Source organism: Streptomyces sp. NPDC050287, from assembly GCF_044459385.1.
GTDB lineage: Bacteria > Actinomycetota > Actinomycetes > Streptomycetales > Streptomycetaceae > Streptomyces.
In genome coordinates this window covers 859288-885260 of record NZ_JBITIY010000001.1, presented here as the reverse complement: position 1 = coordinate 885260, position 25973 = coordinate 859288, and the positions used below count along the sequence as shown (strand labels likewise).

Sequence of the window (25973 nt, the reverse complement as noted above, 5' to 3'; positions counted from 1 at the left end):
GCTGCCCTGCCACCGCCGCCATGCCAGCCTGCAAGACTGTCCCGCTCTGCCCGGAGGTCCCGGTGACGACACGTGGAGTTCTGTACGTGCACTCCGCGCCGCGCGCGCTGTGCCCGCACGTCGAGTGGGCCGTCGCCGGGGTGCTCGGCACACGCGTCAACCTCGACTGGATCCGGCAGCCCGCCGCGCCCGGCACCTGGCGCTCCGAGTTCTCCTGGCAGGGCGAGGCCGGCACCGCCTCCAAACTGGCCTCGGCTCTGAGAGGCTGGCACCTCCTCCGCTTCGAGGTCACCGCCGAACCCTGCCCCAAGGCCGAGGGCGAGCGCTACAGCTGCACCCCCGAACTCGGTATCTTCCACGCCGTCACCGGCATCCACGGCGACATCCTCATCCCCGAGGACCGCCTCCGCGCGGCCCTCCAGCGCTCCCAGCGCGAGGAGACGGACCTCGAAGCGGAAATCGCCAGACTCCTGGGCAAGCCCTGGGACGACGAACTGGAACCCTTCAGGTACGCGGGCGAGGGCGCTCCGGTGCGGTGGTTGCACCAGGTGGTGTGAAGCGCCCCTCAGGGGCGCGGGGCTGTATCGGTGTGAGGCTCCGCCGCGTGTGCACGATCAACCCCCACCGGCCTGCGGTCGGCTGACAACGGATCCGCCAACAGCGAATGGCCCGGCCTCCACAAGGAGACCGGGCCACTTTCATCCAACGGCGCTGTCACACCGTACGGAACGCCAATACAACATTGTGCCCACCGAACCCGAACGAGTCGTTCAGCGCGGCGATACGGCCCTCGACCGGCAGCTTGCGTGCCTCACCGCGAACGACATCCGCGTTGGCGGCAGCCTCCGGGTCGAGGTTCTCCACGTTGATGGTCGGCGGAGCGACCCGGTGGTACAGGGCGAGGACGGTCGCGACCGACTCCACGCCGCCCGCACCGCCCAGCAGGTGACCGGTCATCGACTTGGTCGCGGAGACCGCCATGTGGTCCGCGTCGTCGCCGAACACCTTGCGCAGCGCCTTCAGCTCGGCCACGTCACCGGCCGGCGTCGACGTCGCGTGCGCGTTGACGTGCACGATCTCCGCCGGGTCCAGATCGGTGCGGTCCAGCAGGTTCTGCAGGGCGTGCGAGATGCCGCGGCCCTCCGGCTCCGGCTGCACGATGTCGTGGGCGTCGGCGGAGATGCCCTGCCCGACCGCCTCGGCGTACACCCGCGCACCGCGCGCCGCGGCGTGCTCGGCGGACTCCAGGACGATCACGCCGGCGCCCTCGCCCAGGACGAAGCCGTCGCGGGCGGTGTCGTAGGGACGCGAGGCGCCCTGGGGGTCGTCGTTGTTCTTGGACATCGCCATCATGTTGCCGAACGCGGCGATGGGCAGCGGGTGGATCGCCGCCTCCGTGCCGCCCGCGACCACGACGTCGGCGCGGCCGGTGCGGATCATCTCGATGGCGTAGCCGATGGCCTCGGCGCCCGACGCGCAGGCGGAGACCGGCGTGTGCACGCCCGCCCGGGCGCCCACGAGCAGGCCCACGTTGGCGGAGGGGCTGTTCGGCATCAGCATGGGGACGGTGTGCGGGGAGACGCGGCGGACGCCCTTCTCCTTCAGCACGTCGTACTGGTCCAGCAGGGTCGTCACGCCGCCGATGCCGGAGGCGATGACCGCGCCGAGCCGGTCGGGGTCGACGGCCCCGTCGGACCCGTCCTCCCCGGCCTTGCCGGTGAAGCCGGCGTCCTTCCAGGCCTCCTGGGCCGCGATCAGCGCGAACTGCGCCGAACGGTCCAGGCGGCGGGCCTGCGGCCGCGGAATGACCTCGGTCGGTTCCACGGCGATCTGAGCGGCGATGCGGACCGCCTGGTCGGCGGCCCACTCCTGCTCCAGGGGCTTGACGCCGGACTTGCCGGCGACCAGGCCCTCCCAGGTAGAGGCTGCGTCGCCACCCAGCGGTGTGGTTGCGCCGATACCGGTGACGACCACGGTGCGATTGGTCGAGCTCACGGGAATTCTTTCTCCAACGGATCGGGATTCAGCGGCGCCACCGCCGGGTGGCGGGGCAGGCGACCGGCCTGAGGGATCAGGCCTGGTGCTTGAGGATGTAGTTGGTCGCGTCACCGACGGTCTTGAGGTTCTTGACGTCCTCGTCGGGGATCTTGACGTCGAAGCGCTCCTCGGCGGCGACGACGACCTCGACCATGGACAGCGAGTCGACGTCCAGGTCGTCGGTGAAGGACTTGTCCAGCTGGACGTCCTCAACCGGGATGCCGGCGATCTCGTTCACGATGTCGGCGAGACCGGCGACGATCTCTTCCTGAGTGGCGGCCATGGTGGGCGCTCCTTCGTAGATATTCAGAGGGTGTTGGCTGTGGTTCCCGCACCGGACCCGAAGATCCGGCACGAAGTGCCTAGGGGAGGGTAACGACAGTGGCGGCGTAGACGAGACCCGCCCCGAATCCGATGACGAGCGCCGTGTCGCCGCTCTTCGCTTCGCCGGTCGCCAGAAGCCGCTCCATCGCGAGCGGAATCGAGGCGGCCGAGGTGTTGCCGGTGGTGCGTACGTCACGGGCGACCGTGACGGACTGCGGCAGCTTGAGAGTCTTCACCATCGAGTCGATGATCCGCTCGTTGGCCTGATGCGGGATGAAGACGTCCAGGTCGTCCGAGCTGATCCCGGCCGCGTCCAGCGCCTGCTGGGCGACCTTCGCCATCTCGAACACGGCCCAGCGGAACACCGCCTGGCCCTCCTGCGTGATGGCGGGGAACTTGACGTTGCCCTCGCGGTCGAGCGGGAGCTTGGTGACGTCGCCGATGTGGTACTCGTTCCACGGGACGGTCTGCTTGATGGTCTCCGACTTGTCGCCCTCGGAGCCCCACACGGTCGGGCCGATGTGCGGCTCCTGCGAGGGGCCGACCACGACCGCGCCCGCCCCGTCGCCGAACAGGAATGCCGTGGCGCGGTCCTCCAGGTCGGTCAGGTCGGACAGCCGCTCGACGCCGATGACAAGTACGTACTCTGCCGAGCCCTCGACGACCATGCCCTTGGCGAGGGTCAGGCCGTAGCCGAAGCCCGCGCAGCCCGCCGAGATGTCGAAGGCCGCGGCCTTGTCCGTGCCGAGCTTGTCGGCGATCTCGGTGGCGACGGCCGGGGTCTGCTTGAAGTGCGAGACGGTCGAGACGATCACGCCGCCGATCTGCTCGGCGGAGATCCCGGCGTCGGCGATCGCCTTGCCGGACGCCTCGATCGACATCGCGGCGACGGTCTCCTCGTCGTTCGCCCAGTGACGCGTCTCGATGCCGGAGCGCGAGCGGATCCACTCGTCGGACGAGTCGATCGTCTCGAGGATCACCTCGTTCGGCACGACCCGGGTGGGGCGGTAGCCGCCCACACCGAGGATCCGCGCGTACGGGGCGCCCTTGCTGGGCTTGATCTTCGACATGCTGCTCGGACTCCTTGTCAGGAACTGTGCTCGGCGATGAGCTCGCGAGCCGCGTCGAGGTCGTCGGGGGTCTTCAGGGCCAGCGTCTGCACGCCGGGCAGCGCACGCTTGGCCAGCCCGGTCAGCGTCCCACCCGGGGACACCTCCAGCAGGGCCGTGACACCGAGTTCCTTGAAGGTTTCCATGCACCGGTCCCAGCGGACCGGGTTGGCGACCTGGCCGACCAGCCGCGTCAGGACCTCGGTACCGGTGGCGACGGTCTGCCCGTCCTTGTTGGAGACGTAGGGGAGCCTCGGGTCGGCGGGCGTCAGGTCCTCTGCGGCCTTCGCCAGCGCGTCGACCGCGGGGGCCATGTGGTGCGTGTGGAAGGCGCCGGCCACCTTCAGCGGGACGACCTTGCGGACACCCTCGGGCTTGTCCTCGTTCAGCGCGGCGAGCTGCTCCAGCGTGCCCGCGGCCACGATCTGGCCGGCGCCGTTGACGTTCGCCGGGGTCAGGCCCAGCTTCTCCAGGTGGGCGACGCTCACCTGGGGGTCGCCGCCGAGCAGCGCCGACATACCGGTCTCCGTGACGGCGGCCGCCTCGGCCATGGCCAGGCCGCGGGCGCGGACCAGCCGGATCGTCTCCTCGTCGGAGAGGACACCGGCGAGAGCGGCGGCGGTCAGTTCGCCGACGCTGTGCCCGGCGATGGCGCCGACCTTGCGGGGCAGCTCGGCCGGGTCGTCGAAGAGTGTGTACGCGGAGGCCAGTCCGGCCGCGACCAGCAGCGGCTGCGCCACCGCGGTGTCGCGGATCTCCTCCGCGTCGCCCTCGGTGCCGTAGCGGATCAGATCGAGCTGCACGGCCTCGGACCATGCCTCAAGGGCGCCGCGGACACCGGGGAGTTCGAGCCAGGGAGTCAGGAAGCCGGGCGTCTGGGCGCCTTGGCCGGGAGCGACGAGTACGAGCACTCTCACACTCTCTCTTGTGGACGGCCAAGGCCGCCCGTGGGGACAGGGACGAAGAACAGCAGGGGGTTTTGTGGACCCCCGACAAAAGCCTAGGGCTGGAGATCGCAGTCGGCCAGACGCCCCAGGATGAGCGCGATGCGCAGCGTGAACGCCGAACGCACATCGGAGGGTGACCAGCCGGTGACGTCAGTCACACGTCGGAGCCGGTAGCGGACGGTATTGGGATGGACGAAGAGCATACGCGCGGCGCCCTCCAGACTGCTCGCCTGCTCGAGATAGACGGAGAGTGTCTCCAGGAGCGCCGACCCGGCCTCCTCCAGTGGTCTGTAGATCTCCTCCACCAACTGCTCACGGGCGCCCGGGTCACCGGCCATCGCGCGCTCCGGCAGCAGATCGTCCGCCAGCACCGGCCGCGGGGCGTCCTGCCAGGCGGAACACGCCTTGAGCCCGGCGGCGGCGGCCTGTGCGGACCGGGTCGCGGCGAGCAGGTCGGGCACGACGGGCCCCGCGACGACCGGTCCGGCCGCGTAGGGCCCGATCAGCGACTTGGCCACGGCGAGGGGGTTGTCGCTGCCGCCCGCGATGACGACGAGCCGGGTGCCGAGCACTCCGGTGAGGACCTGGAGCTTGGCGTGCCGGGCCGCCCGCCGGATGGCCTCGACGGTGAGCTCGCTGTCACCGTCGGGCGCCGTCCCCAACACCACGCACACATGTTCGGGCGAGTTCCAGCCGAGGGCGGCGGCCCGGGACACGGCTCCCTCGTCGGCCTCGCCGCTCAGCACGGCGTTCACCACGAGCGACTCCAGCCGGGCGTCCCAGGCACCGCGCGCCTCGGCGGCCTGGGCGTACACCTGGGCGGTGGCGAAAGCGATCTCGCGGGCGTACACCAGCAGCGCCTCGCGCAGCACGTTCTCGTCGCCGGGGGCCGCCACCTCGTCGATCGCGGACTCCATGACCTCGATCGTGGTGCGCACCATCTCGACGGTCTGGCGCAGCGTGATGGCCCTGGTCAGCTCGCGCGGCGCGGTCCCGAAGACGTCGGTGGAGATGGCCTGGGGCGCGTCCGGGTGCCGGAACCACTCGGTGAAGGCGGCGATACCGGCCTGGGCGACCAGTCCGATCCAGGAACGGTTCTCCGGGGGCATCGCCCGGTACCACGGCAGCGTCTCGTCCATGCGCGCGATCGCCTGCGCGGCGAGACTGCCGGACGACTTCTCCAGCCGCTTCAGGGTCGCGGGGTGCGAGTGGGGGGGCGCGGTGGCGTCGGGGCGGCGGGTCACTGGTTCGGGCACGGGACAAGACTGCCTTATCCGGACGGGAGTGCGCGTCGCCGGGTGGCGGGTGAGGTTTACCGTGGTGCACGTGATGGACGTACGGCGCGCGACGGAGCGCTACCGAGGCGGCGAGCCGGAGGCCGGCATCGAGTCGCTGCACGCCTTCTCCTTCGGCCCGCACTACGACCCCGACAACCTCCGCTTCGGCGCGCTGATCGCCTGCAACGAGGAGCGCCTCGCCCCCGGCGCCGGCTTCGACGAGCACCCGCACAGCCACACCGAGATCGTCACCTGGGTGGCCGAGGGCGAGCTCACCCACCGCGACTCCACCGGCCACGAGACGGTCGTCCGCCCCGGCGACGTCCAGCGCCTCAGCTCCGCCGCCGGCGTCCGGCACGTGGAGCGCAACGACGGCCGGGCCCCCCTGACCTTCGTCCAGATGTGGCTGGCCCCGCTGCGGCCCGGCGGCACCCCGTCCTACGAGATCGTCCCCGGCATCGCGGACTCCACCCCGTACGCCGTCCCGGAGGCGGGCGCGATGCTCCACGTCCGGCGCCTGGCGGCGGGGGAGCGGACGGCGGTACCGGACGGGGCGCACGTGTACGTGCATGTCGTGCGCGGTGAAGTGACCCTGGACGGCGAGGAGTTGGGCCCGGGCGACGCGGCGAGGATCACGGACGCGAAGGATCTGGAGGCGGTGGGGGCGACGGGGGCGGAGCTGCTGCTGTGGGAGATGTCCTAGAGCTCAGGTGTCCTGAGAGCTCAGGTGTCCTGAAGCTCGGCGAGCACCGCGTCCGTGAACGCCGGCCACGCCTCGATCGCCCAGGGGCCGAAGGCACGGTCGGTCAGCGCCACGCAGGCCGTCCGCGCGTCGGGGTCGATCCACAGGAACGTACCGGACTGGCCGAAGTGTCCGAAGGTGCGCGGGGAGGACGAAGAGCCCGTCCAGTGCGGGGACTTGGCGTCGCGGATCTCGAAGCCGAGCCCCCAGTCGTTGGGGTTCTGGTGGCCGTAGCCCGGCAGCACGCCCTTCGTCCCCGGGTAGTGGACCGTCATCGCCTCCGCGACCGTGCGCGGGTCGAGCAGGCGGGGCGCCTGGACCTCTGCGGCGAACCGCGCGAGGTCCCGCACCGTCGAGACTCCGTCCTTGGCCGGAGAGCCCTCCAGGCTCGTCGCCGCCATCCCCAGCGGCTCCAGCACCGCCTGCCGCAGATACTCGGCGAACGGGATCTCCGTGGCCTTGGCGATGTGGTCGCCGAGCTGTTCGAAGCCGGCGTTGGAGTACAGCCGCCGTTCGCCGGGCGGGGCGGTCACCCGGTGCTCGTCGAAGGCCAGCCCCGAGGTGTGCGCGAGCAGATGCCGGACCGTGGCCCCGGGCGGGCCGGCCGGTTCGTCGAGGTCGATGGCCCCCTCCTCGTACGCGACGAGGGCGGCGTAGGCCGCGAGCGGCTTGGTGACCGAGGCCAGCGGGAAGCGGTGCCCGGCCGGGCCGTGGGAGCCGAGCAGCGTCCCGTCGGCGCGTACGACGGCCGCCGCGGCGGTGGGAACCGGCCAGTTCTCGATCAACGCGAGGCTCTGCAAGGTCATGCCCAGGAGCCTAAGGCGCTCAGAACGTCAGCCGCATCGAGGGGTCCGGCTTGCGCGCGAAACCCAGCGACGCGTAGAGCGGTTCGGCCTGGGCGGACGCGTTCAGGTCCACATGCGGGGCGCCCCGCTCGCGGAACCACTGGAGCAGTTCCTCCATGCACGCGCGCGCGTACCCGCGGCGCCGGGCGTCCGGGTCGGTGGCGACGCTGAAGACATGGCCGACCCGGCCGTGCGGATTGTCCGCCCGCCCGATGCGGTACTCCAGGGTCCCGGCCACCAGTGCCGCAAGCGCTCCCGGCCGCTCCGGATGGTCCACGACGAACGCCACGAAGTCCCCGTCCGGCTCGGCGAGCCGGGCCCGCAGGGTCGGCAGGGACGCAGAGTGCCACTCCGTGGCCGCAGCCGCCGTATCCGCACCTGCGAACACGGAATCGATCATCACCTGGCGCAGCCGCAGCACTTCCGGCGCGTCCTCTACCGTGGCACGTCGTACGAGACTCATGCCCCGCACGCTAGCCAGCCCGCCCGAGTCATGTCCCGTCGATTTATTGCCGGTTCCGCTTGCTTCGAGTGCACTCCAAGGCCCTAGCGTTGAGGCCATGACGGTGATGGAGACCACGGGTACCAGGACCGACAGCTGTGCCGTACCGCCGCAGTTCGGCAGGCGTCCGGAAGGTCAGGACAGCTACACGATCAGCGAGGTCGTCGCCCTGACCGGGCTGACCGCGCACACCCTGCGCTGGTACGAGCGCATCGGCCTGATGCCGCACATCGACCGCTCGCACACCGGCCAGCGCCGCTACAGCAACCGCGACCTCGACTGGCTCGCCCTCGTCGGCAAGCTGCGCCTGACCGGCATGCCGGTGGCGGACATGGTGCGCTACGCGGAACTGGTGCGCGAGGGCGACCACACCTACGGGGACCGTTTCGAGCTGCTGAAGGCGACCCGCGAGGACGTCCTCGCCCGGATCGCCGAACTCCAGGACACGCTCGCGGTCCTCGACCGGAAGATCGGTTTCTACGCGGACGCCGGGCGTGCCCTGGCGTCGGAAAGGTCCTGATGACCAACGGCAAGATCCCCGCGGTACGGCTCGGCGACGACGGCCCCGAGGTGGGCGTGCAGGGCCTCGGCTGCATGGGCATGAGCTTCGGGTACGGCCCCACGGACGCCGACGAGGCCCGGGCCACCCTGGAGCGGGCGCTGGAGCTCGGCGTGACCCTGTACGACACGGCGGACGCGTACGGCGCGGGCGAGAACGAACGGTTCCTCGCCCCCTTCTTCAAGGCGCACCGCGACGACGTCGTGATCGCCACCAAGTTCGCCCTGGCGATACCGCCGGACGACCCGACCCGGCGCATCATCCGCAACGACCCGCCCTACATCCGCCAGGCCGTCGAGGCGAGCCTGACGCGCCTCGACGTCGACGTCATCGACCTCTACTACATGCACCGGCGCGATGTGAACGTGCCGATCGAGGAGACCGTCGGCGTGATGGCCGAGCTGGTGCGCGAGGGCAAGGTCAAGCAACTGGGCCTCAGCGAGGTCACGGCGAGTGAGCTGCGGACCGCGCAGGCCGTCCACCCGATCGCCGCCGTGCAGTCGGAGTGGTCGCTGTTCAGCCGGGACATCGAGGCACAGGTCGTACCGGCCGCCCGGGAACTGGGCGTGACCCTGGTGCCGTACTCCCCGCTGGGCCGCGGCTTCCTCACCGGGTCCTTCAGCAACGCCGAGACGGACCTGACCAGCGGCGACTTCCGCCGCCAGCAGCCCCGATTCACCGGCGAGAACGCCGCCGCGAACGCGGCCCTGCTGGAGCCGGTCCGCGCGGTGGCCGAGTCCCACGGGGTCTCCCTCGGCCAGGTGGCGCTGGCCTGGGTCCAGCAGCAGGCGGCGGTGCACGGCCAGCCGGTCGTCCCGATCCCGGGCACGCGCAAGGTCAGCCGGATCGAGGAGAACACGGCGGCCACGAGGATCGAGCTGACCAAGGAGGACCTGGCGCTCCTGGAGCCGATCGCGGCTCAGGTGGCGGGCGACCGCTACGCGGACATGAGGTTCACGTCCGCCGGACGCGAGTAGTTCTCGGGCATTCCGCGAGCGAGCAGTTCGGGAGTGTTCCGCGAGCAGTCAGAGCTCCGCCAGCAACTCCGCCTTCTTCATGGAGAACTCCTCGTCCGTCACCAGGCCCGCCTGGTGCAGTTCCCCGAGGTGACGGATGCGTTCGGCGATGTCGGCGGGATCCCGGCGCGGGGGGGGGGGGGGGGGGGGCCGCCCCCCCCCCCCCCCCCCCCCCCGCCGGCCCCCCCCCCCCCCCCCCCCCCCCCCCCCCCCCCCCCCCGCGCGCCCCCCCCCCCCCCGCGGGGGGGGGGGGCCCGGGGGGGGCGGTGGGGGGGGGGGGGGGGGGGGGGCCCCCGGGGGGGGGGGGGGCCCGCCCCCGCCCCCCCCCGGCCCGCGCTCACGTGTGGCCGCCAGGACCGCCGCGGCGAACGGCAACGACTCGTGCACGGGCCCGTATCCGAGCCCGAAGACGACGGCGGCGGGATCCTGGTCGGCCTGGGCGGGTTGGGCTGGTCGCGCGGCCTGGGCGGCCTGCGTGTCCGAGGGGCGCCGCAGCAACCGCAGATGCCCCTCGAACACCTCCGGCGACCGCCACTCCACCCCGCTGAGCTCGGACACCGGAAAACTCTGGTCGCCGGCTTTCCACTTCGCCGACGACGCCCCCGTCCAGAACCAGCGGAAGTGCACGGTCCGCCCGTCGAAGGACGCCTTCCCGTCGTACGCCTTGAACTGCAGGGGCACCTCGGGCGCCGGTACGAGAAACCGTTCGGCGGGACCGTCGTCCGTCTCGGTCAGCCGCGCCCGCAACTCGTCGGCGTAGTACTCCGCGAGCGTCTCGCGCTCCAGTGGCAGCACCAGCCGGTACGGATCGCAGTTCTCCTTCAGCTGCCCCGCGGCCGCCTCCGTCAACGGGTCGGCGCCGGGGCGCGGTTCGGCCCGCAGGACGACCGTGCCGCGTCGGCCGGGGGTGAGCGTCACCCCGGACAGCGCGGCCAGCGGAACGCGCCGTTCCCCAAGGGCCTGGAACAGCTTGGGTGTGCGGATCCCCCGTTCGTAGCGGATGAGCACGGAGTCGGAGTCGAACTCCCAGGCGGCATGAAATCCGGCCAGTACATCACCCATGCGGCTCATCGTATGCGGCACGAGCTCCTTCGTCCCCTTCCCGCGCAGACCGCGGTTCCTGCGCCTCTACGCGCGTCCGGCCATCGACGTACCGGACAAACCCGTCCGGCAGGCCTCCGTTTCACCCGCGCACCGCACCGAGCGGTATGCGCCGACGCCGATCTCGGCGAAGTTCAGCAGGCTGTCCGTACCCGGTACGAAGTAGCCGCTGTGTCCGTCCGCGCCCCGCGCCGACAGCACGCGGGCGCCGAACGCGGAGGACATCGGGTCGGCCCCGTGGCCGAACCCGCCGACCTCCAGGTACGGCACGTCCTGGATCCAGTCGCGGCCGTCCCGCATCGCCCACACCTGCGCGGAGGTGCGCAGCCGGGAGGCGTTCGCGACCCGCATCCCCGGGCTGCCCGCCACCGCGATGTCGGCCACCCGTTCCGGCAGGGTGTGTGCGGCCAGGCCGCACACCACGGAGCCGTAGCTGTGGCAGAAGAGGGAAACCGGGGAGCGGCCGGGCAGGGCCCGCACCAGCCGGTTCAGCCGGACCGCGCCCTCCGCGGCGCGGGTCGCGGTGGCGGAGTCGATGCCGAGCCCGGCGGGTGCCGTGTAGTCGGCCCAGGCGATGACCGCGGTACGCGTCGCCGGGCCCACCGTGCGCTCGGTCCGGTAGAGGGCCGCGGCCATGCCGACGGGCGCCGAGTAACTGCGGCTGGCGCGCTGGAAGGTCATCAGGTCGGTGTCGACGCCGGGGACGACGACGGAGACCCGCTCGGCCTTGTCCAGGTCGCCGAACACCTCGGCGATCCGGCCGGAGCCGCCGGGGTCGAAGGCCAGGAAGCGGCGGCCCCCGGCGAGCAGCGACTCGTAGCGGTTCATGCGCCGGCCGGCGTCCTGCTGGCCGTTCGGGGAGAGCCGGGGGTCGTGCATGCGTCTGCGCTCGACTCCGCGTGCCTTGCCGATGGCGATCCGGTTGGCGCGGTAGCGCAGTTCGACGGGAGCGCCGTTCATGTTGCCGACCGCGAGCGGGTAACGGGCCGCGAGGGTGGCGCGCTCCTGGGCGGTGAGGGAGGCGAAGAAGCGGGCGAGACGTCCGGGGGCCGTGTCCGGGTCGGGCAGCCGGTGTCCGTGCAGGTGTCCGTGCTCCCACTGGGAGAGGGAGGCCTGGAGTGCGGTGGCGCCCGGGTGGGTGCGCAGAGCGGTCCAACCGGTGGTCGCCAGCATCACGAACACCACGGCCAACGCGAGCAGTGCGCGCCAGACGTTCAGTTGCGGGGAGGTGTCGAAGGAAGTCACTGGGAGGACACACTAGGAGAACGGGACGGTCTCGCGTTAGCCAAGTGGCGTGAATCACGTTTGGACAAAAGGGGCGTTCGGGGGGCGCTTTCCGCATCATCGCCAGTTTCCCGCCAGCGCCGGTCCCACCTGCTCGAGGTAACGCGCCGTCAGCTCCCGGATCGCCTCCAGGCTGAAGTCCTCTCCGGTGCTCCACTGCCGTCCCGTGACCCGCATCACACCGCTGAAGACGGCGACCGCCAGCCGAGGCCGCGGGTCCGCGTCCACATCGAGGCCCTCCCGAGCGGCGAGCACGCGCGCGATCTCCTCCTCCGCCTCGTCGGAGCGGCGCAGATGCGCGGCCAGCAGCGCGGGGGTCGACTCGATCACCCGGTACATGCGCAGGTAGAGCTCCACCGGGACGATCGCCTCGACGACGTCGTTGAGGGTGCCCCAGCCCTCCAGGACCGCCCGGCGCAGCGCCACCATCGGCGCCTCCTGCGGCGGACGCTCGCGCACCAGCTCGATGAAGTGCGCCACCGTCATCTCCTGGAGGGTGAGGGCGGCCTCCTCCTTGCCGGCGAAGTAGCGGAAGAAGGTGCGCTGCGAGACATCGACGGCGTCGGCGATGTCGTCGACCGTGGTGCCCTCGTAACCCCGAGTGGTGAACAGTTCGAGGGCGGCTCGCAGCAGGGCGTCGCGGGTGCGCTGCTTCTTGCGTTCGCGCAGTGTTTCCATAGGGGTCAGTTACTGACTTGTGATTTGGTTTGTCAATTGTCAGCGGCTGTCATTAGCCTCGACGCATGACTAGTCAGACCACCATCGACACGACGGGGCCGGGGAGCGGGAAACCGGCGTCCCCGTCGGACGGGGCCCCGGCCTCCGGGCTGCGCGGCCACCCCTGGTTCACCCTCATAACCGTCGCGGTCGGCGTCATGATGGTGGCCCTCGACGGCACCATCGTCGCCATCGCCAACCCGGCCATCCAGCAGGACCTCAAGGCGAGCTTCGCCGACGTCCAGTGGATCACCAACGGCTACTTCCTCGCCCTCGCGGTCTCCCTGATCACCGCGGGCAAGCTCGGTGACCGCTTCGGGCACCGGCAGACCTTCCTGATCGGTGTGGTCGGCTTCGCCGCCGCCTCCGGTGCCATCGGGATGTCCAGCAGCATCGCGCTGGTCGTCACCTTCCGGGTCCTGCAGGGGCTGTTCGGTGCCCTGCTGATGCCGGCCGCGCTGGGTCTGCTGCGGGCGACCTTCCCGGCCGAGAAGCTCAACATGGCCATCGGCCTCTGGGGCATGGTCATCGGCGCCTCCACGGCCGGCGGCCCGATCCTCGGCGGGGTCCTGGTCGAGCACGTCAACTGGCAGTCGGTGTTCTTCATCAACGTGCCGGTCGGCGTCCTCGCCGTGGTCCTCGGCGTCCTGATCCTGCGCGACCACCGCGCCGAGAACGCGCCGCGCTCCTTCGACATCCTCGGCATCGTGCTGCTGTCCGGCGCGATGTTCTGCCTGGTCTGGGCCCTCATCAAGGCTCCCGCCTGGGGCTGGGGCGACGGCAAGACCTGGGCCTTCGTCGTCGCGTCCGTGGTCGGCTTCGCGCTCTTCGCCTTCTGGGAGACGAAGGTCAAGGAACCGCTGATCCCGCTGGCGCTGTTCCGCTCCGTCCCGCTGTCCGCGGGTGTGGTGCTGATGGTCCTGATGGCCATCGCCTTCATGGGCGGCCTGTTCTTCGTGACGTTCTACCTCCAGAACGTCCACGGGATGAGCCCCATCGACGCGGGCCTGCACCTCCTCCCGCTCACCGGCATGATGATCGTCGGCTCCCCGCTGGCGGGCGCGATGATCTCCAAGCTGGGTCCGCGGGTCCCGCTGGCCGGCGGTATGGCGGCCACCGCGATCGCCATGTACGGCATGTCCACGCTGGAGACGGACACCGGCAGCGCCGCCATGTCCCTCTGGTTCGCCCTGCTGGGCCTCGGCCTCGCGCCCGTCATGGTCGGTGCCACCGAGGTCATCGTCGGCAACGCCGCGATGGAGCTCTCCGGTGTGGCCGGCGGTCTCCAGCAGGCCGCGATGCAGATCGGCGGCAGCCTCGGCACGGCCGTCCTCGGTGCCGTGATGGCCTCCAAGGTCGACAACGACCTCGCGGGCAACTGGAAGGCCGCAGGCCTCCCGGAGCTCAATCCCACCCAGCTCCACCAGGCCTCGGAAGCGGTCCAGGTCGGTATGGCGCCGGTCGCCCCGAACACCCCCGCGCCGGTCGCCGCGAAGATCGCCGATGTCGCGCACGACACCTTCATCTCCGGGATGAGCCTGGCGTCCCTGGTCGCCTGCGGAGTCGCCGCCGTCGCCATCCTGGTCGCGCTGCTCACCAAGCGCGGTGAGAACGCGGAGGCGGGGGCGGGCGTCGGCCACATCTGACGCCGGTTGCCGGCCCGCCGAACTGCGGCGGAATCAGGCGGAGTTCCCCTATCAGGGTGACAACGCTAAAGATTCCTCGACCCCGGTACGCGCCGCACGTCACAGTGGGTCAAGCCCTCCGGTACGGCACATTCCCCGGGCACTTTCGGGGAGTTCGTACAGGTTCGTGCGTATCCATGGGGTTCGTACGTATCCGTACGGTCCATGCGGGTTCGTGCAAGTTCGCGCAGGTGTGTGCGAGTTCGTACGACGAGGAGGGCGGCCGGTGCTGCGGCGCGCTGCCGGAGGGGGGCGGCGCGCCGCAAGGCCGGAGGATTGGGAAGCGCAGCGTGGGTACTCGCGTCATTGAACCCGGAACGACCCGAATCAACCGAGGGGTTCAGGGAGTTGATGATGGCGGGCTTCGGACAAGGAACGCGCAGGTACCCCCGCTCACGTGGCCGGACGTGGTCACGGACCGGGCCGGATCGCGCGACGCTGGAAATCATCGGAGTCATCTGCGCCGTCGCCGGATTCTTTGTGCTGGGGATCATTCTCGGCCCGGTGGCGATCGTCTGCGGCTGGCTCGCGATGGGGCGCACGTGGACGGGCACCCGCTCGGTGCCTGCCCTGATCGCCGTGGTCCTGGGCGCCATCGACACGCTCCTGGCGGTCATCTGGCTCGCCGGAGCGGCCACCCCGGGGACAGGACTGTTCTGACCCCGGGAATGTGAGGGAAGGGCCCCCGGTGGGACGACCGGGGGCCCACCCGCGTCCGCATCCCGTCCACGCCCCGCGTCGCCGGTCACCCACATCCGCAGCCCGTCGGCGCCCTGCATCGCCGGTCATCCGCGACCCGCTCGCCCGCGTCGCCGGTCATCTCTCCGCGCCGGATCTTTCGGCAGACGTCTTCCGCAGCGCCGCGACCTCGGCCCGCAGGGCCCGCACCTCGGCCGCCAGTTCCCGGATCGCCTCCGTCTGCCGCTGTTCCTCCACGTCGTCCTTCTCGAACCGCTCGATGAACCACGCGGCGATGTTCGCGGTCACCACACCCAGCAACGCGATGCCGGACAGCATCAGCCCGACCGCGATGATCCGGCCCAGTCCGGTGGTCGGGGCGTGGTCCCCGTACCCGACGGTCGTCATCGTCGTGAAGGACCACCACACGGCGTCACCCAGCGTCCGGATGTTCCCGTCCGGCGACTCGCGCTCCACCGACAGCACGGCCAGCGACCCGAACATCAGCAGGCCCACCACGGCCCCCGCCACATACGTGGTCACCCGGATCTGCGAGGCCATCCGCGCCCGCCGCCCCACCAGCATCAGGGTCGAGACCAGCCGCAGCAGCCGCAGCGGCTGGAGCATCGGCAGCACCACCGCGCACAGGTCCAGCCAGTGGGTACGGACGAACTCACGCCGGTACGGAGTGAGCGCCAGGCGCACCACGTAGTCCGCCGCGAACGCCCCCCACACCGTCCACTCGACCACCGAACACGCGAAGGTCACGGTCGACCCGGCGGAGGTGTCCACGATCGGTACCGCGTAGGCCACGGCGAACAGCACGGCGAGCGCCAGGAGCGGCCGTTGCGTCCACTGCTCCCACCGGGCCTGCGCCGACAGTTGCTTCATGTCCGCATCGTAAAGAAGCGGTAAGGGCGGTGGAGCCGCCGGCTCCACCGCCCTCAGCCGTTCCCGCCCGGCGTGGCGCTACGCGTCGCCGCCCGCGGCCCCCGGGTCGGCCGCCGACACGTCGAGCAGCTGGTACCGGTCGATCGCCTGCTTGAGCACCGACCGGTCGACCTTGCCCTCCCTGGCCAGCTCGGTCAGCACGCCCACCACGATCGACTGCGCGTCGATGTGGAAGAACCGCCGGGCCGCGCCCCGGGTGTCCGCGAAGCCGAAGCCGTCCGCGCCCAGCGACTGGTACGTCCCCGGGACCCACCGCGCGATCTGGTCCGGAACCGATCGCATCCAGTCGGAGACGGCCACGAACGGACCCTCCGCACCGGTCAGCTTCCGGGTCACGTACGGCACCCGCTGCTCCTCCTCCGGGTGCAGCAGGTTGTACTCCTCGCAGGCCACGGCCTCGCGCCGCAGCTCGTTCCAGGAGGTCGCCGACCAGACGTCGGCCTTCACGTTCCACTCCTCGGCGAGGATCCTCTGCGCCTCGACCGCCCAGGGAACCGCCACGCCGGACGCCATGATCTGCGCCGGGACCGACCCCGAGGTGCCCTCGCTGAAGCGGTGGATGCCCTTGACGATGCCCTCGGCGTCCACGTTCGCCGGCTCGGCCGGGTGCTGGATCGGCTCGTTGTAGACGGTGAGGTAGTAGAAGACGTCCTCGCCGTGCGGGTGCTCCTCGGAACCGCCGTACATCCGGCGCAGACCGTCCTTGACGATGTGCGCGATCTCGAAACCGAAGGCGGGGTCGTACGCCACGCAGCCCGGGTTGGTGGAGGCGAGCAGCTGCGAGTGGCCGTCCGCGTGCTGCAGGCCCTCACCGGTCAGGGTCGTACGGCCGGCGGTCGCCCCCAGTACGAAACCGCGCGCCAGCTGGTCCGACATCTGCCAGAACTGGTCGCCGGTGCGCTGGAAACCGAACATCGAGTAGAAGACGTACACCGGGATCAGCGGCTCGCCGTGCGTGGCGTACGCCGAGCCCGCCGCGATCAGCGAGGCCGTGCAGCCCGCCTCAGAGATGCCGTCGTGCAGCATCTGGCCCTGCGGCGACTCCTTGTAGGCGAGCAGCAGGTCCCGGTCCACAGCCTCGTACTGCTGGCCGAGCGGGTTGTAGATCTTCGCACTCGGGAAGAAGGAGTCCATGCCGAACGTGCGGTACTCGTCCGGCGCGATCAGCACGAACCGCTTGCCGATCTCCTTGTCCCGCATGAGGTCCTTGAGCAGCCGTACAAACGCCATGGTGGTGGCGATGGACTGCTGGCCGGAGCCCTTCTTCACGGTCGCGTACGTCTTGTCGTCCGGCAGTGCGAGCGGCTTCGAGCGCACCACGCGGGTGGGGACGTATCCGCCGCAGCCCTTGCGGCGGTCGTGCATGTACTGGATCTCCTCCGAGTCGCGGCCCGGGTGGTAGTACGGCGGCGCGCCGGACTCCAGCTCCTTGTCGGAGATCGGCAGGTGCAGCCGGTCGCGGAAGCGCTTGAGGTCGTCGACCGTCAGCTTCTTCATCTGGTGCGTGGCGTTGCGGCCCTCGAAGTTGGGACCCAGCGTCCAGCCCTTGATGGTCTTCGCCAGGATGACTGTCGGCTGGCCCTTGTGCTCCACGGCCGCCTTGTAGGCCGCGAAGATCTTCCGGTGGTCGTGGCCGCCGCGCCCCAGGTGCAGGATCTGGTCGTCGGTCATGTTCTCGACCATCGCGCGCAGCCGCTGGTCGTCGCCGAAGAAGTGATCGCGGATGTACGCGCCGGTCTCGGTGGCGTACGTCTGGAACTGGCCGTCCGGCGTGGTGTTCATCTTGTTGACCAGCACACCGTCGCGGTCCTGTGCGAGCAGCGGGTCCCAGGTGCGGTCCCAGACCAGCTTGATCACGTTCCAGCCGGCGCCCCGGAAGATCGACTCCAGCTCCTGGATGATCTTCCCGTTGCCGCGCACCGGGCCGTCGAGCCGCTGCAGATTGCAGTTGACCACGAAGGTCAGGTTGTCCAAGCCCTCCCGGGCGGCGATGGACAGCTGGCCGAGCGACTCCGGCTCGTCCATCTCGCCGTCGCCCAGGAACGCCCACACGTGCGACTTCGAGGTGTCGGCGATCCCGCGCGCGTGCATGTAGCGGTTCATCCGCGCCTGGTAGATCGCGCCGATCGGGCCGAGACCCATCGACACGGTCGGGAACTCCCAGAAGTCCGGCATCAGCCGCGGGTGCGGGTAGCTCGACAGGCCGTGCGGCGCCTTCGACTTCTCCTGGCGGAACCCGTCCAGGTTCTGCTCACTGAGCCGGTCCAGCAGGAACGCGCGGGCGTAGATGCCCGGCGAGGCGTGGCCCTGGAAGAAGACCTGGTCTCCGCCGTCGCCCTCGTCCTTGCCGCGGAAGAAGTGGTTGAAGCCGACGTCGTAGAGCGAGGCGGAGGAGGCGAAGGTGGCGATGTGGCCGCCGACGCCGATGCCGGGGCGCTGGGCGCGGGAGACCATCACGGCCGCGTTCCAGCGGGTCGCGTTGAGGATCTTCCGCTCGATCTCCTCGTTGCCCGGGAAGAACGGCTCGGCCCTGGTGGGGATGGTGTTGACGTAGTCCGTGCTGCGCATCTCGGGCACGGCCACGCGCTTCTCGCGGGCCCGCTCGATCAGGCGCAGCATCAGATAACGGGCCCGCTCCCGGCCGCGCTCGTCCACGGCGGCGTCGAGGGAGTCGAGCCACTCCTGGGTTTCCTCGGGATCGAAGTCAGGAACCTGACTCGGAAGGCCGCCAATGATGATCGGGTTGCGATCGGATCCGGAAGCCACGCTGTTCCTTACCTGTCAGAGGGCTGCATTTCCCTGGGTTTCGCTGGGTTTTTCGCTGCGTTCTCGGTATGCCTGCACCGTTCCCCATCGTGTACCTCGGCGCGGCAAACGTCACCTCTACTGTGGGGTAACTCGACCTTGGTCCGGCAGTCGGGCCGGCTCGGGTCGGCACATGGCCGAGAGGCACGTCCCCGCTCTCTCCCCGTGGAAGGTTCCCAAACGCACAAACGGGGCAGAAAGGTGTGGGCTGTGTCACTCCCGGGCTGGGCCGGTGTGCCGTAAGTTGCGGCGACACGGCCCGGAACGTCACCGTTTCGGCGGTCTGGACGGCCGGGTACTTGCGCGATCCGTCCCGCCCGTGTGGACTACGGCCAATGCTTCGCGCACGCGCGTGGCTGAGACATTCACTAAACATGATCAGGAGGCAACCCGTGAGCGCGACCGCGGACCACGCGGAGGAGCGGACGAACCCTGCCGTCAGGCTGGGGTTCCAGCCCGAGCAGGTGGTCCAGGAGATCGGCTACGACGACGACGTAGACCAGGAACTCCGCGAGGCCATTGAGGAAGTCATCGGCAGCGACCTTGTGGATGAGGACTACGACGATGTAGCCGATGCCGTGGTGCTGTGGTTCCGCGACGAGGACGGCGACCTGACGGATGTGCTGGTGGATGCCATCACGTACATCGAGGAGGGCGGCTCGATCCTGCTGCTGACGCCGAAGACCGGCCGGGACGGCTACGTGGAGCCCAGCGACATCTCCGAAGCCGCGACGACCGCCGGGCTCTCCGCGTCGAAGAGCGTCAGCGTCGGCAAGGACTGGAGCGGCAGCCGGCTGGTGACGCCGAAGGCCGCGAAGTCGAAGAAGTAACCCTGGAACGCCGGACGGGCTGGCACCACCGCCAGCCCGTCCGATGTCGTCTCCGGCCGGTCGCCGCCGTGTCCGGCCCGCCGGACGCCGTGCGGTGATCGCCGCGCAGGCCGTGCCGTTCATGCCCTCGGCCGTACCATCCGTGCCTCGGCCGTCCTTCTCGTACCTCGGCCGGGCCTTCCATTGCGCTTCCTGGCCGTGGCTCTCCGTCTCGGGCCGTGCCGTCCGTGTGTTTCGGGGCGGCCTAGGGTGGGTGCCACCCGAACAGCCCCACCGAAGGGAAATCCAGGAAATGGCGATCCAGGTCGGCGAGAAGGCCCCCGACTTCGAGCTGAAGGACAACCACGGCGCGACCGTGAAGCTGTCCGACTTCCGAGGCGACAAGAACGTCGTCCTGCTGTTCTACCCCTTCGCCTTCACCGGCGTGTGCACCGGCGAGCTGTGCGAGCTGCGTGACAACCTGCCGCAGTTCTCCGACCGCGACACCCAGCTGCTCGCCGTGTCGAACGACTCCATCCACACCCTGCGCGTCTTCGCCGAGCAGGAGGGCCTCGAATACCCCCTGCTGAGCGACTTCTGGCCGCACGGCGAGGTTTCCCGCGCCTACGGCGTCTTCGCCGAGGACAAGGGCTGCGCTGTGCGCGGCACCTTCGTCATCGACAAGGGGGGCGTCGTCCGCTGGACCGTCGTCAACGCCCTGCCGGACGCGCGTGACCTGAACGAGTACGTCAAGGCGCTCGACACCCTGTGATTGTTCGGGTCCAGGGACTGCGGGGTGCGGGAACCCGTCACTAGGATCGAATCGTTGATCCGACATCAGACGCACGGCGGGGCTCCCCGCCCCTGGACACCAATGGAGGACTCGTGGGAGTCAGCCTCAGCAAGGGCGGCAACGTATCACTGAGCAAGGAGGCGCCAGGCCTGACCGCGGTCATCGTCGGCCTCGGGTGGGACGTCCGCACCACGACCGGCACCGACTTCGACCTGGACGCCAGCGCGCTGCTGCTGAACTCGTCGGGCAAGGTCGCCAGCGACGCGAACTTCGTCTTCTTCAACAACCTCAAGAGCGCCGACGGCTCGGTCGAGCACACCGGCGACAACCTCACCGGTGAGGGCGAGGGCGACGACGAGCAGATCAAGGTCAACCTGGCCGGTGTGCCGGCCGACGTCGACAAGATCGTCTTCCCGGTGTCGATCTACGACGCCGAGAACCGCCAGCAGTCCTTCGGCCAGGTGCGCAACGCGTTCATCCGCGTCGTCAACCAGGCCGGCGGCGCCGAGATCGCCCGGTACGACCTGTCCGAGGACGCCTCCACGGAGACGGCCATGGTCTTCGGCGAGCTCTACCGCAACGGCGCGGAGTGGAAGTTCCGCGCCATCGGCCAGGGCTACGCGTCGGGCCTGCGCGGCATCGCGCAGGACTTCGGCGTCAACGTCTGACCCGATCCGGCCGACCAAGAGCTTCACCGTCCGGCGCCGCACGGTTCGCGTGCGGCGCCGGACGCGCAGGACATGGGAAGCACCACCGTCTCGGGGAGGGACCAGCACATGGGCGTCACGCTCGCCAAGGGAGGCAACGTCTCCTTGTCCAAGGCCGCACCCAACCTCACCCAGGTGATGGTCGGGCTCGGCTGGGACGCGCGCTCCACCACCGGAGCCGACTTCGACCTCGACGCCAGCGCCCTGATGTGCAGCAACGGGCGGGTGCTGGGCGACGAGTGGTTCATCTTCTACAACCAGCTCAAGAGCCCGGACGGCTCGGTCGAGCACACCGGTGACAACCTCACCGGCGAGGGCGAGGGGGACGACGAGTCGATCCTGATCGACCTCTCCAAGGTGCCGGCCCAGATCGACAAGATCGTCTTCCCGGTCTCGATCCATGACGCCGACAACCGGGGACAGACCTTCGGCCAGGTCAGCAACGCCTTCATCCGGGTGGTCAACCAGGCCGACGGCCAGGAGCTCGCGCGCTACGACCTCAGTGAGGACGCCTCCACGGAGACCGCGATGATCTTCGGTGAGGTCTACCGCTACCAGGGCGAATGGAAGTTCCGGGCCGTGGGGCAGGGGTACGCGTCGGGGCTGCGGGGCATCGCTCTAGACTTCGGAGTCAACGTTTCGTAAAGCCGAGTACGGCGCGGGGGAGACCCGTACATACACGATTGGGTAGCCAGTGCTTCTGAAAACCTTCGGCTGGTCGTTCGCGGTCACCGCGCTCGGCCTGGTCGCGGCGGTCTTCTACGGGGGGTGGACCGCTTTCGGTATCGTGGCGATCCTCTCCATTCTCGAGATCTCTCTCTCCTTCGACAACGCGGTGGTCAACGCCGGGATCCTGAAGAAGATGAGTGCCTTCTGGCAGAAGATCTTCCTCACGGTCGGTGTCCTCATCGCCGTCTTCGGCATGCGGCTGGTGTTCCCCGTCGTCATCGTCGCCATCAGCGCCAAGATCGGCCCGATCGACGCCGTCGACCTCGCCCTCAACAACAAGGACCAGTACCAGCAACTGGTCACCGACGCCCACCCGGCGATCGCCGCCTTCGGTGGCATGTTCCTGCTCATGATCTTCCTCGACTTCATCTTCGAGGACCGCGACATCAAGTGGCTCTCCTGGCTGGAGCGGCCGCTGGCCAAGCTGGGCAAGGTCGACATGCTGTCGGTCTGCATCGCCCTGGTCGTCCTGCTGATCACCGCCTTCACCTTCGCGACCCACGCCCACCAGCACGGCGGAGCGCATGCCGACAAGGCGCAGACGGTCCTGATCTCGGGCATCGCCGGCCTGATCACGTACATGGTCGTCGGCGGCCTCTCCGGCTACTTCGAGGACAAGCTCGAGGAAGAGGAGGAACGCGAACACGAGGAGGAGGAAGAGGCCAAGCGCAGCGGCAAGCAGCGTTCGGCCGTCACCCTGGCCGGCAAGGCCGCCTTCTTCATGTTCCTGTACCTGGAGGTCCTGGACGCCTCCTTCTCCTTCGACGGCGTCATCGGCGCCTTCGCCGTCACCAACGACATCGTCCTCATGGCTCTCGGCCTCGGCATCGGCGCCATGTACGTCCGCTCGCTCACCGTGTACCTGGTCCGCCAGGGCACCCTCGACGACTACGTCTACCTGGAGCACGGCGCGCACTACGCGATCGGCGCGCTGGCCGTGATCCTCATGGTCACCATCCAGTACCAGATCCACGAGGTCATCACCGGCTCCGTCGGCGTGCTCCTGATCGCCTGGTCCTTCTGGTCCTCAGTGCGCCGCAACAAGGCCCTGGCAGCGGCCGAGGGAAAAGCGGCGGGCTCGGACGAGAAGACTGAGGTCTCGTCCGGGGTGTGATCACCTTGTGAGTGAGGAACGCTCTGTGCGGGGCGGTGTCGGGGACGACCCCCGGTGCCGCCCCGTCGGCCGTCAAGGACAGCGGGTGCATGACGGCCCGCGGTTCTTCAACTGGAACGTGGGGCGGGAAATGGGCTTCTTCGACGGACTCCGGCGTGGGCGCGAGGCCGACTTCGACTCGGGCAACGCCGCCACCAACTCGATCGAACTGACCAAACGGCACAGCCAGGTCTCGCTCACCAAGCAGGGCGCGGCCACCGGGCATCTGCGCATCAACCTGGCCTGGCGGATGCGGACCTCCGACATGGGAGGTCCCCAGCGGGAGAGCCTGCTGCGGCATCCCTTCATGGCGCTCAAGCCGCCGGAGGTCCTCGGGCACAGCCAGAGCATGGTCAACGTCGACCTCGACCTGGGCTGCCTCTACGAGCTCCAGGACGGAACCAAAGGGGTCGTACAGCCGCTCGGGAGCTATCTCGGCGACGTCAACGCCGCGCCGTACGTGAAGCTCAGCGGGGACGACCGGTTCGGGTCCGCGTCCGGGGAGACGATGTACGTCAACCTCGACCACCGCGACGCCATCAAGCGGCTGCTGGTCTTCGTCTACATATACGACCAGACGCCGGCGTTCGACCGTACGCACGCCATCGTCACGCTGTACCCCAGCAACGGTCCGCGCATCGAGATACATCTCGACGAACGGCACCCCCAGGCCCGGTCGTGCGCGGTGGTGATGATCGAGAACGTGAAGGGGGAGCTGGTGGTACGGCGTGAGGTGAAGTTCGTCTACGGGTTCCAGGCAGAGCTGGACCGGTTGTACGGGTGGGGGTTGCAGTGGGGGCGCGGCTACAAGGCCAAGGCCGAACGCTGACGCGCCGGCGCCCCGCATGGGCACGGGGAGCCGTGCGACCGGCCGTGACGGAGCCGCAGACGGTCGACGGCACCTCGTGGTGCTCCCCTCGGAGCGCTCAGCGCCCGACGAACTGCGGGCCCTGGGGCGGCAGGCGGAACTCCGGGTCCGGGGTCGTGGCCGTCGGGGGGTAGCCGTACGCCGGCTGGCTCGTCGGGTGCGGATAGCCGTAGGCCGGCTGGACCGTGGCGGCGGCCGCGGGCTGCTGGGGGTAGCCGTAGGCCGGCTGGGTGGGTACCGCGGTCGGCTGTTCCGGGGGCAGCGGCTGGGAGGAGATGTCGGACGCCTGCTGGGTCGGGGCGCTCGGCTGGGTCGGTGCCGGGACGATCGCGGTCGCCATGATCTCCGGCGCCGCCTCCGGCCCCTCTGCCATGCCCTCGGACTCGTCGACCGAGATGCCGTAGTTCATCGCCAGGCCCTGCAGGCCGTTGTCGTAGCCCTCGCCCAGGGCGCGGAACTTCCAGCCCTCGCCGCGCCGGTACAGCTCGCCGCAGATCAGGACGGTCTCCTCGCCCGTCGTCGGCCGGATGTCGAAGGTGGTCAGCGGCTCACCGTCGGCGACCGAGGCGTCGTACAGCAGAATGCACAGGCCCTGGACGCGGTCGAAGGTGACGCCCTCCGCCGAAGCGACCAGGAAAATCTGACTGACATCGGGCTCGACACCGGCGAGATCTGTCTGGATCGTGTCTGTAAGGCCCTCGGCGACGCGCTTCTTGCCGAGCCGCCAGACCTTGCCCGAGGGGTGGCGGGGCTGGTTGTAGAAGACGAAGTCCTCGTCGGATCGCACACGACCGTCGGGGCCGAGGAGCAGCGCCGAGGCGTCGACGTCCACCCCCTGCCCGGGAGCCCAGCGCAGCACGGCGCGTACCGTGGTGGCTTCGAGGGGGATGTTCGACCCTTTCAGCATGGCGTGCGTCATGCGGTCATCCTGCCCTCTCGGTCCTGGTCACGACAACGCGGGGGTGCCGGATCGCCGGAGATTTCGTCTCTCCGTCGACTTGTCTGTGTTCGTCTGTGTTCGTCTGTGTTACCTGAAATTCATGCCTGGCGGGAATCCCGGACATGGATGTCTACGTACTATTACCGGCCACCTGTGAACGGATCACAGGGGTCGCTCGGCCACCACGGGGGAGTTCATGCGTCATTTCGGGCACATCGCCCCTGAGGTGCGGCAGCGCCTCTTCCACCAGGAACCCGCCGCGTTCACCCCGGACTCCCCGTCCCGGCTGCTGTCCGCGGCCTTGGGCGCCACGCTCTACAGCCCGGCCACCCGGCCGCGCCTCGCCGACGACATCATCAAGCAGACCGAACGCGGTGTGGTCTCGATGGTGCTGTGCCTGGAGGACTCGATCGGCGACGAGGACGTCGCGGACGGCGAGGAGAACCTCGTACGCCAGTTCGCCGACCTCGCCGGACGCGGCCTCGCGGACCTGCCGCTGCTGTTCATCCGGGTCCGGGCACCCGAGCAGATCCCCGATCTCGTGCGGCGGCTGGGGCCTGACGCCCGGCTGCTGTCCGGGTTCGTGATGCCGAAGTTCACCGAGGAACGCGGCATCCCCTTCCTGGAGGCCCTGCAGACCGCCGAGGTCCAGAGCGGGCGGCGGCTGTTCGCCATGCCGGTGCTGGAGTCGCCCGAGCTGCTGTACCGCGAGTCCCGCGTGGAGACCTTGGAGGGCGTCTTCCGCGCGGTCGACAAGTACCGGGAGCGGGTGCTGGCGCTGCGCCTGGGCGTGACCGACTTCTGCTCCTCGTACGGCCTGCGCAGGGCCCCCGACATGACCGCGTACGACGTCCAGATCGTCGCCTCCGTGATCGCCGACGTGGTGAACATGCTGGGCCGCGCCGACGGCACCGGGTTCACGGTGACCGGGCCGGTGTGGGAGTACTTCCGCGTCCAGGAGCGCATGTTCAAGCCGCAGCTGCGCCGCAGCCCCTTCCTCGAGGGCCAGGCCGAGGAACTGCGCGAGGCCCTCCTGGAGCACGCCATGGACGGTCTGCTGCGCGAGATCACCCTCGACCAGGCCAACGGACTGCTCGGCAAGACCTGCATCCACCCCTCCCACGTACTGCCGGTGCACGCACTCTCCGTGGTCAGCCACGAGGAGTTCAGTGACGCCCAGGACATCCTGCGGCCCGAACGTGGCGGCGGCGGGGTGCTCAGGTCGGCGTACACGAACAAAATGAATGAAGTGAAGCCGCATCGCGCCTGGGCCGAGCGGACCCTGCTGCGCGCCGAGGTGTTCGGTGTGGCGAACGAGGACGTCGGCTTCGTGGACCTCCTCGCCGCCGGGATCCCGACCTGAACCGGCTCCTTTCCACCGGCTTCTACTCAAGG

General features: G+C 69.8%; 26 protein-coding genes. 13 read left to right on the top strand and 13 right to left on the bottom strand.

Annotated features, from left to right (window positions below):
• The first annotated feature begins 62 nt into the window (after positions 1-62).
• Positions 63-557 carry a DUF3145 domain-containing protein gene (locus ACIBK3_RS03920; protein WP_399361560.1) on the top strand — a complete coding sequence of 165 codons (495 nt, stop codon included), beginning with the start codon at positions 63-65 and terminating at the stop codon, positions 555-557.
• Between the two features lie 157 nt (positions 558-714).
• Here ACIBK3_RS03920 and fabF read toward each other — a convergent pair whose 3' ends face one another.
• The 5 genes from fabF to fasR all read right to left on the bottom strand — a co-directional run bounded on the left by fabF (position 715) and on the right by fasR (position 5673).
• The gene (gene fabF / locus ACIBK3_RS03915; protein ID WP_399361558.1) at positions 715-1995 is read right to left on the bottom strand and encodes a beta-ketoacyl-ACP synthase II; all 1281 of its coding nucleotides are present in this window, start codon (positions 1993-1995) and stop codon (positions 715-717) included.
• 76 nt (positions 1996-2071) lie between these two features.
• Positions 2072-2320 (bottom strand): acyl carrier protein, encoded by a 249-nt coding sequence (locus ACIBK3_RS03910; protein ID WP_030931809.1) that lies wholly within the window; start codon positions 2318-2320, stop codon positions 2072-2074.
• Between the two features lie 79 nt (positions 2321-2399).
• Positions 2400-3431: a ketoacyl-ACP synthase III gene (locus ACIBK3_RS03905; protein ID WP_399361555.1), complete on the bottom strand. Its 1032-nt coding sequence runs from the start codon at positions 3429-3431 to the stop codon at positions 2400-2402.
• A gap of 17 nt (positions 3432-3448) precedes the next feature.
• Positions 3449-4381, bottom strand: coding sequence for an ACP S-malonyltransferase (locus ACIBK3_RS03900; RefSeq protein ID WP_399361553.1), 933 nt, complete (start codon positions 4379-4381; stop codon positions 3449-3451).
• An 89-nt stretch (positions 4382-4470) separates the two neighbouring features.
• Positions 4471-5673 (bottom strand): fatty acid biosynthesis transcriptional regulator FasR, encoded by a 1203-nt coding sequence (fasR, locus tag ACIBK3_RS03895; RefSeq protein WP_399361551.1) that lies wholly within the window; start codon positions 5671-5673, stop codon positions 4471-4473.
• A gap of 73 nt (positions 5674-5746) precedes the next feature.
• On the opposite strand from fasR, the gene ACIBK3_RS03890 reads away from it, so the two are divergent.
• Positions 5747-6397 carry a pirin family protein gene (locus tag ACIBK3_RS03890; protein WP_399362109.1) on the top strand — a complete coding sequence of 217 codons (651 nt, stop codon included), beginning with the start codon at positions 5747-5749 and terminating at the stop codon, positions 6395-6397.
• A 20-nt stretch (positions 6398-6417) separates the two neighbouring features.
• Here ACIBK3_RS03890 and ACIBK3_RS03885 read toward each other — a convergent pair whose 3' ends face one another.
• Positions 6418-7242, bottom strand: coding sequence for a serine hydrolase domain-containing protein (locus ACIBK3_RS03885; RefSeq protein WP_399361549.1), 825 nt, complete (start codon positions 7240-7242; stop codon positions 6418-6420).
• Between the two features lie 19 nt (positions 7243-7261).
• Positions 7262-7744: a GNAT family N-acetyltransferase gene (locus ACIBK3_RS03880; RefSeq protein ID WP_399361547.1), complete on the bottom strand. Its 483-nt coding sequence runs from the start codon at positions 7742-7744 to the stop codon at positions 7262-7264.
• 97 nt (positions 7745-7841) lie between these two features.
• On the opposite strand from ACIBK3_RS03880, the gene ACIBK3_RS03875 reads away from it, so the two are divergent.
• Positions 7842-8303 (top strand): MerR family transcriptional regulator, encoded by a 462-nt coding sequence (locus ACIBK3_RS03875; RefSeq protein WP_399361545.1) that lies wholly within the window; start codon positions 7842-7844, stop codon positions 8301-8303.
• A complete protein-coding gene (locus tag ACIBK3_RS03870) occupies positions 8303-9319 on the top strand; it encodes an aldo/keto reductase (protein WP_399361543.1) in 1017 nt (338 codons plus the stop codon). The genes ACIBK3_RS03875 and ACIBK3_RS03870 overlap by 1 nt, the downstream gene beginning before the upstream one ends.
• Positions 9320-9367: 48 nt before the next feature.
• Here the strand turns inward: ACIBK3_RS03870 and ACIBK3_RS03865 are convergent, their stop codons facing one another.
• The 3 genes from ACIBK3_RS03865 to ACIBK3_RS03855 all read right to left on the bottom strand — a co-directional run bounded on the left by ACIBK3_RS03865 (position 9368) and on the right by ACIBK3_RS03855 (position 12421).
• Positions 9368-10420 carry a DUF4429 domain-containing protein gene (locus tag ACIBK3_RS03865; RefSeq protein ID WP_399361541.1) on the bottom strand — a complete coding sequence of 351 codons (1053 nt, stop codon included), beginning with the start codon at positions 10418-10420 and terminating at the stop codon, positions 9368-9370.
• A gap of 66 nt (positions 10421-10486) precedes the next feature.
• Complete coding sequence (locus ACIBK3_RS03860) at positions 10487-11704, bottom strand: alpha/beta hydrolase (RefSeq protein ID WP_399361540.1); 1218 nt, start codon at positions 11702-11704, stop codon at positions 10487-10489.
• 96 nt (positions 11705-11800) lie between these two features.
• Entirely contained in the window at positions 11801-12421 is a 621-nt protein-coding gene (locus ACIBK3_RS03855; protein WP_399361538.1) for a TetR family transcriptional regulator, read from the bottom strand.
• A 65-nt stretch (positions 12422-12486) separates the two neighbouring features.
• Here ACIBK3_RS03855 and ACIBK3_RS03850 point away from each other — a divergent pair, with 65 nt between their 5' ends.
• Positions 12487-14106 (top strand): MFS transporter, encoded by a 1620-nt coding sequence (locus ACIBK3_RS03850; protein ID WP_399361536.1) that lies wholly within the window; start codon positions 12487-12489, stop codon positions 14104-14106.
• 390 nt (positions 14107-14496) lie between these two features.
• On the top strand, positions 14497-14805 hold the full coding sequence (locus ACIBK3_RS03845; protein ID WP_399361534.1) for a small hydrophobic protein: 309 nt from the start codon (positions 14497-14499) through the stop codon (positions 14803-14805).
• A gap of 156 nt (positions 14806-14961) precedes the next feature.
• On the opposite strand, the gene ACIBK3_RS03840 is transcribed toward ACIBK3_RS03845, so the two are convergent.
• Positions 14962-15714: a potassium channel family protein gene (locus ACIBK3_RS03840; RefSeq protein WP_399361532.1), complete on the bottom strand. Its 753-nt coding sequence runs from the start codon at positions 15712-15714 to the stop codon at positions 14962-14964.
• 78 nt (positions 15715-15792) lie between these two features.
• Positions 15793-18540: a pyruvate dehydrogenase (acetyl-transferring), homodimeric type gene (gene aceE, locus ACIBK3_RS03835; RefSeq protein ID WP_399361530.1), complete on the bottom strand. Its 2748-nt coding sequence runs from the start codon at positions 18538-18540 to the stop codon at positions 15793-15795.
• 431 nt (positions 18541-18971) lie between these two features.
• Between aceE and ACIBK3_RS03830 the strand changes: the two genes are divergently transcribed.
• The 6 genes from ACIBK3_RS03830 (at position 18972) to ACIBK3_RS03805 (ending at position 23599) form a co-directional block, all read left to right on the top strand.
• A complete protein-coding gene (locus ACIBK3_RS03830) occupies positions 18972-19409 on the top strand; it encodes a DUF3052 domain-containing protein (RefSeq protein WP_030678242.1) in 438 nt (145 codons plus the stop codon).
• A gap of 292 nt (positions 19410-19701) precedes the next feature.
• A complete protein-coding gene (locus ACIBK3_RS03825) occupies positions 19702-20160 on the top strand; it encodes a peroxiredoxin (protein WP_399361528.1) in 459 nt (152 codons plus the stop codon).
• Positions 20161-20273: 113 nt separating this feature from the next.
• Entirely contained in the window at positions 20274-20849 is a 576-nt protein-coding gene (locus ACIBK3_RS03820; protein WP_399361526.1) for a TerD family protein, read from the top strand.
• Positions 20850-20957: 108 nt separating this feature from the next.
• Complete coding sequence (locus ACIBK3_RS03815) at positions 20958-21533, top strand: TerD family protein (RefSeq protein ID WP_030678254.1); 576 nt, start codon at positions 20958-20960, stop codon at positions 21531-21533.
• Between the two features lie 49 nt (positions 21534-21582).
• Positions 21583-22731, top strand: a complete 1149-nt coding sequence (locus tag ACIBK3_RS03810; RefSeq protein WP_399361524.1) for a DUF475 domain-containing protein — start codon at positions 21583-21585, stop codon at positions 22729-22731.
• Positions 22732-22861: 130 nt separating this feature from the next.
• Positions 22862-23599 carry a Tellurium resistance gene (locus ACIBK3_RS03805; RefSeq protein WP_399362108.1) on the top strand — a complete coding sequence of 246 codons (738 nt, stop codon included), beginning with the start codon at positions 22862-22864 and terminating at the stop codon, positions 23597-23599.
• Between the two features lie 97 nt (positions 23600-23696).
• Here the strand turns inward: ACIBK3_RS03805 and ACIBK3_RS03800 are convergent, their stop codons facing one another.
• The gene (locus ACIBK3_RS03800; RefSeq protein WP_399361522.1) at positions 23697-24557 is read right to left on the bottom strand and encodes a TerD family protein; all 861 of its coding nucleotides are present in this window, start codon (positions 24555-24557) and stop codon (positions 23697-23699) included.
• A 217-nt stretch (positions 24558-24774) separates the two neighbouring features.
• Between ACIBK3_RS03800 and ACIBK3_RS03795 the strand changes: the two genes are divergently transcribed.
• A complete protein-coding gene (locus tag ACIBK3_RS03795; protein WP_399361520.1) occupies positions 24775-25941 on the top strand; it encodes an HpcH/HpaI aldolase/citrate lyase family protein in 1167 nt (388 codons plus the stop codon).
• The last annotated feature ends 32 nt before the right edge of the window (positions 25942-25973 follow it).

What these genes read in the sequence shown, in the direction of transcription:
- ACIBK3_RS03910 (WP_030931809.1), bottom strand. Translation starts at nt 2,320, where the DNA reads ATGGCCGCCACTCAGGAAGAGATCGTCGCCGGTCTCGCCGACATCGTG.
- ACIBK3_RS03905 (WP_399361555.1), bottom strand. Translation starts at nt 3,431, where the DNA reads ATGTCGAAGATCAAGCCCAGCAAGGGCGCCCCGTACGCGCGGATCCTC.
- ACIBK3_RS03890 (WP_399362109.1), top strand. Translation starts at nt 5,747, where the DNA reads ATGGACGTACGGCGCGCGACGGAGCGCTACCGAGGCGGCGAGCCGGAG.
- ACIBK3_RS03885 (WP_399361549.1), bottom strand. Translation starts at nt 7,242, where the DNA reads ATGACCTTGCAGAGCCTCGCGTTGATCGAGAACTGGCCGGTTCCCACC.
- ACIBK3_RS03880 (WP_399361547.1), bottom strand. Translation starts at nt 7,744, where the DNA reads ATGAGTCTCGTACGACGTGCCACGGTAGAGGACGCGCCGGAAGTGCTG.
- ACIBK3_RS03875 (WP_399361545.1), top strand. Translation starts at nt 7,842, where the DNA reads ATGACGGTGATGGAGACCACGGGTACCAGGACCGACAGCTGTGCCGTA.
- ACIBK3_RS03870 (WP_399361543.1), top strand. Translation starts at nt 8,303, where the DNA reads ATGACCAACGGCAAGATCCCCGCGGTACGGCTCGGCGACGACGGCCCC.
- ACIBK3_RS03865 (WP_399361541.1), bottom strand. Translation starts at nt 10,420, where the DNA reads ATGGGTGATGTACTGGCCGGATTTCATGCCGCCTGGGAGTTCGACTCC.
- ACIBK3_RS03855 (WP_399361538.1), bottom strand. Translation starts at nt 12,421, where the DNA reads ATGGAAACACTGCGCGAACGCAAGAAGCAGCGCACCCGCGACGCCCTG.
- ACIBK3_RS03850 (WP_399361536.1), top strand. Translation starts at nt 12,487, where the DNA reads ATGACTAGTCAGACCACCATCGACACGACGGGGCCGGGGAGCGGGAAA.
- ACIBK3_RS03845 (WP_399361534.1), top strand. Translation starts at nt 14,497, where the DNA reads ATGATGGCGGGCTTCGGACAAGGAACGCGCAGGTACCCCCGCTCACGT.
- ACIBK3_RS03840 (WP_399361532.1), bottom strand. Translation starts at nt 15,714, where the DNA reads ATGAAGCAACTGTCGGCGCAGGCCCGGTGGGAGCAGTGGACGCAACGG.
- ACIBK3_RS03825 (WP_399361528.1), top strand. Translation starts at nt 19,702, where the DNA reads ATGGCGATCCAGGTCGGCGAGAAGGCCCCCGACTTCGAGCTGAAGGAC.
- ACIBK3_RS03815 (WP_030678254.1), top strand. Translation starts at nt 20,958, where the DNA reads ATGGGCGTCACGCTCGCCAAGGGAGGCAACGTCTCCTTGTCCAAGGCC.
- ACIBK3_RS03805 (WP_399362108.1), top strand. Translation starts at nt 22,862, where the DNA reads ATGGGCTTCTTCGACGGACTCCGGCGTGGGCGCGAGGCCGACTTCGAC.
- ACIBK3_RS03800 (WP_399361522.1), bottom strand. Translation starts at nt 24,557, where the DNA reads ATGACGCACGCCATGCTGAAAGGGTCGAACATCCCCCTCGAAGCCACC.
- ACIBK3_RS03795 (WP_399361520.1), top strand. Translation starts at nt 24,775, where the DNA reads ATGCGTCATTTCGGGCACATCGCCCCTGAGGTGCGGCAGCGCCTCTTC.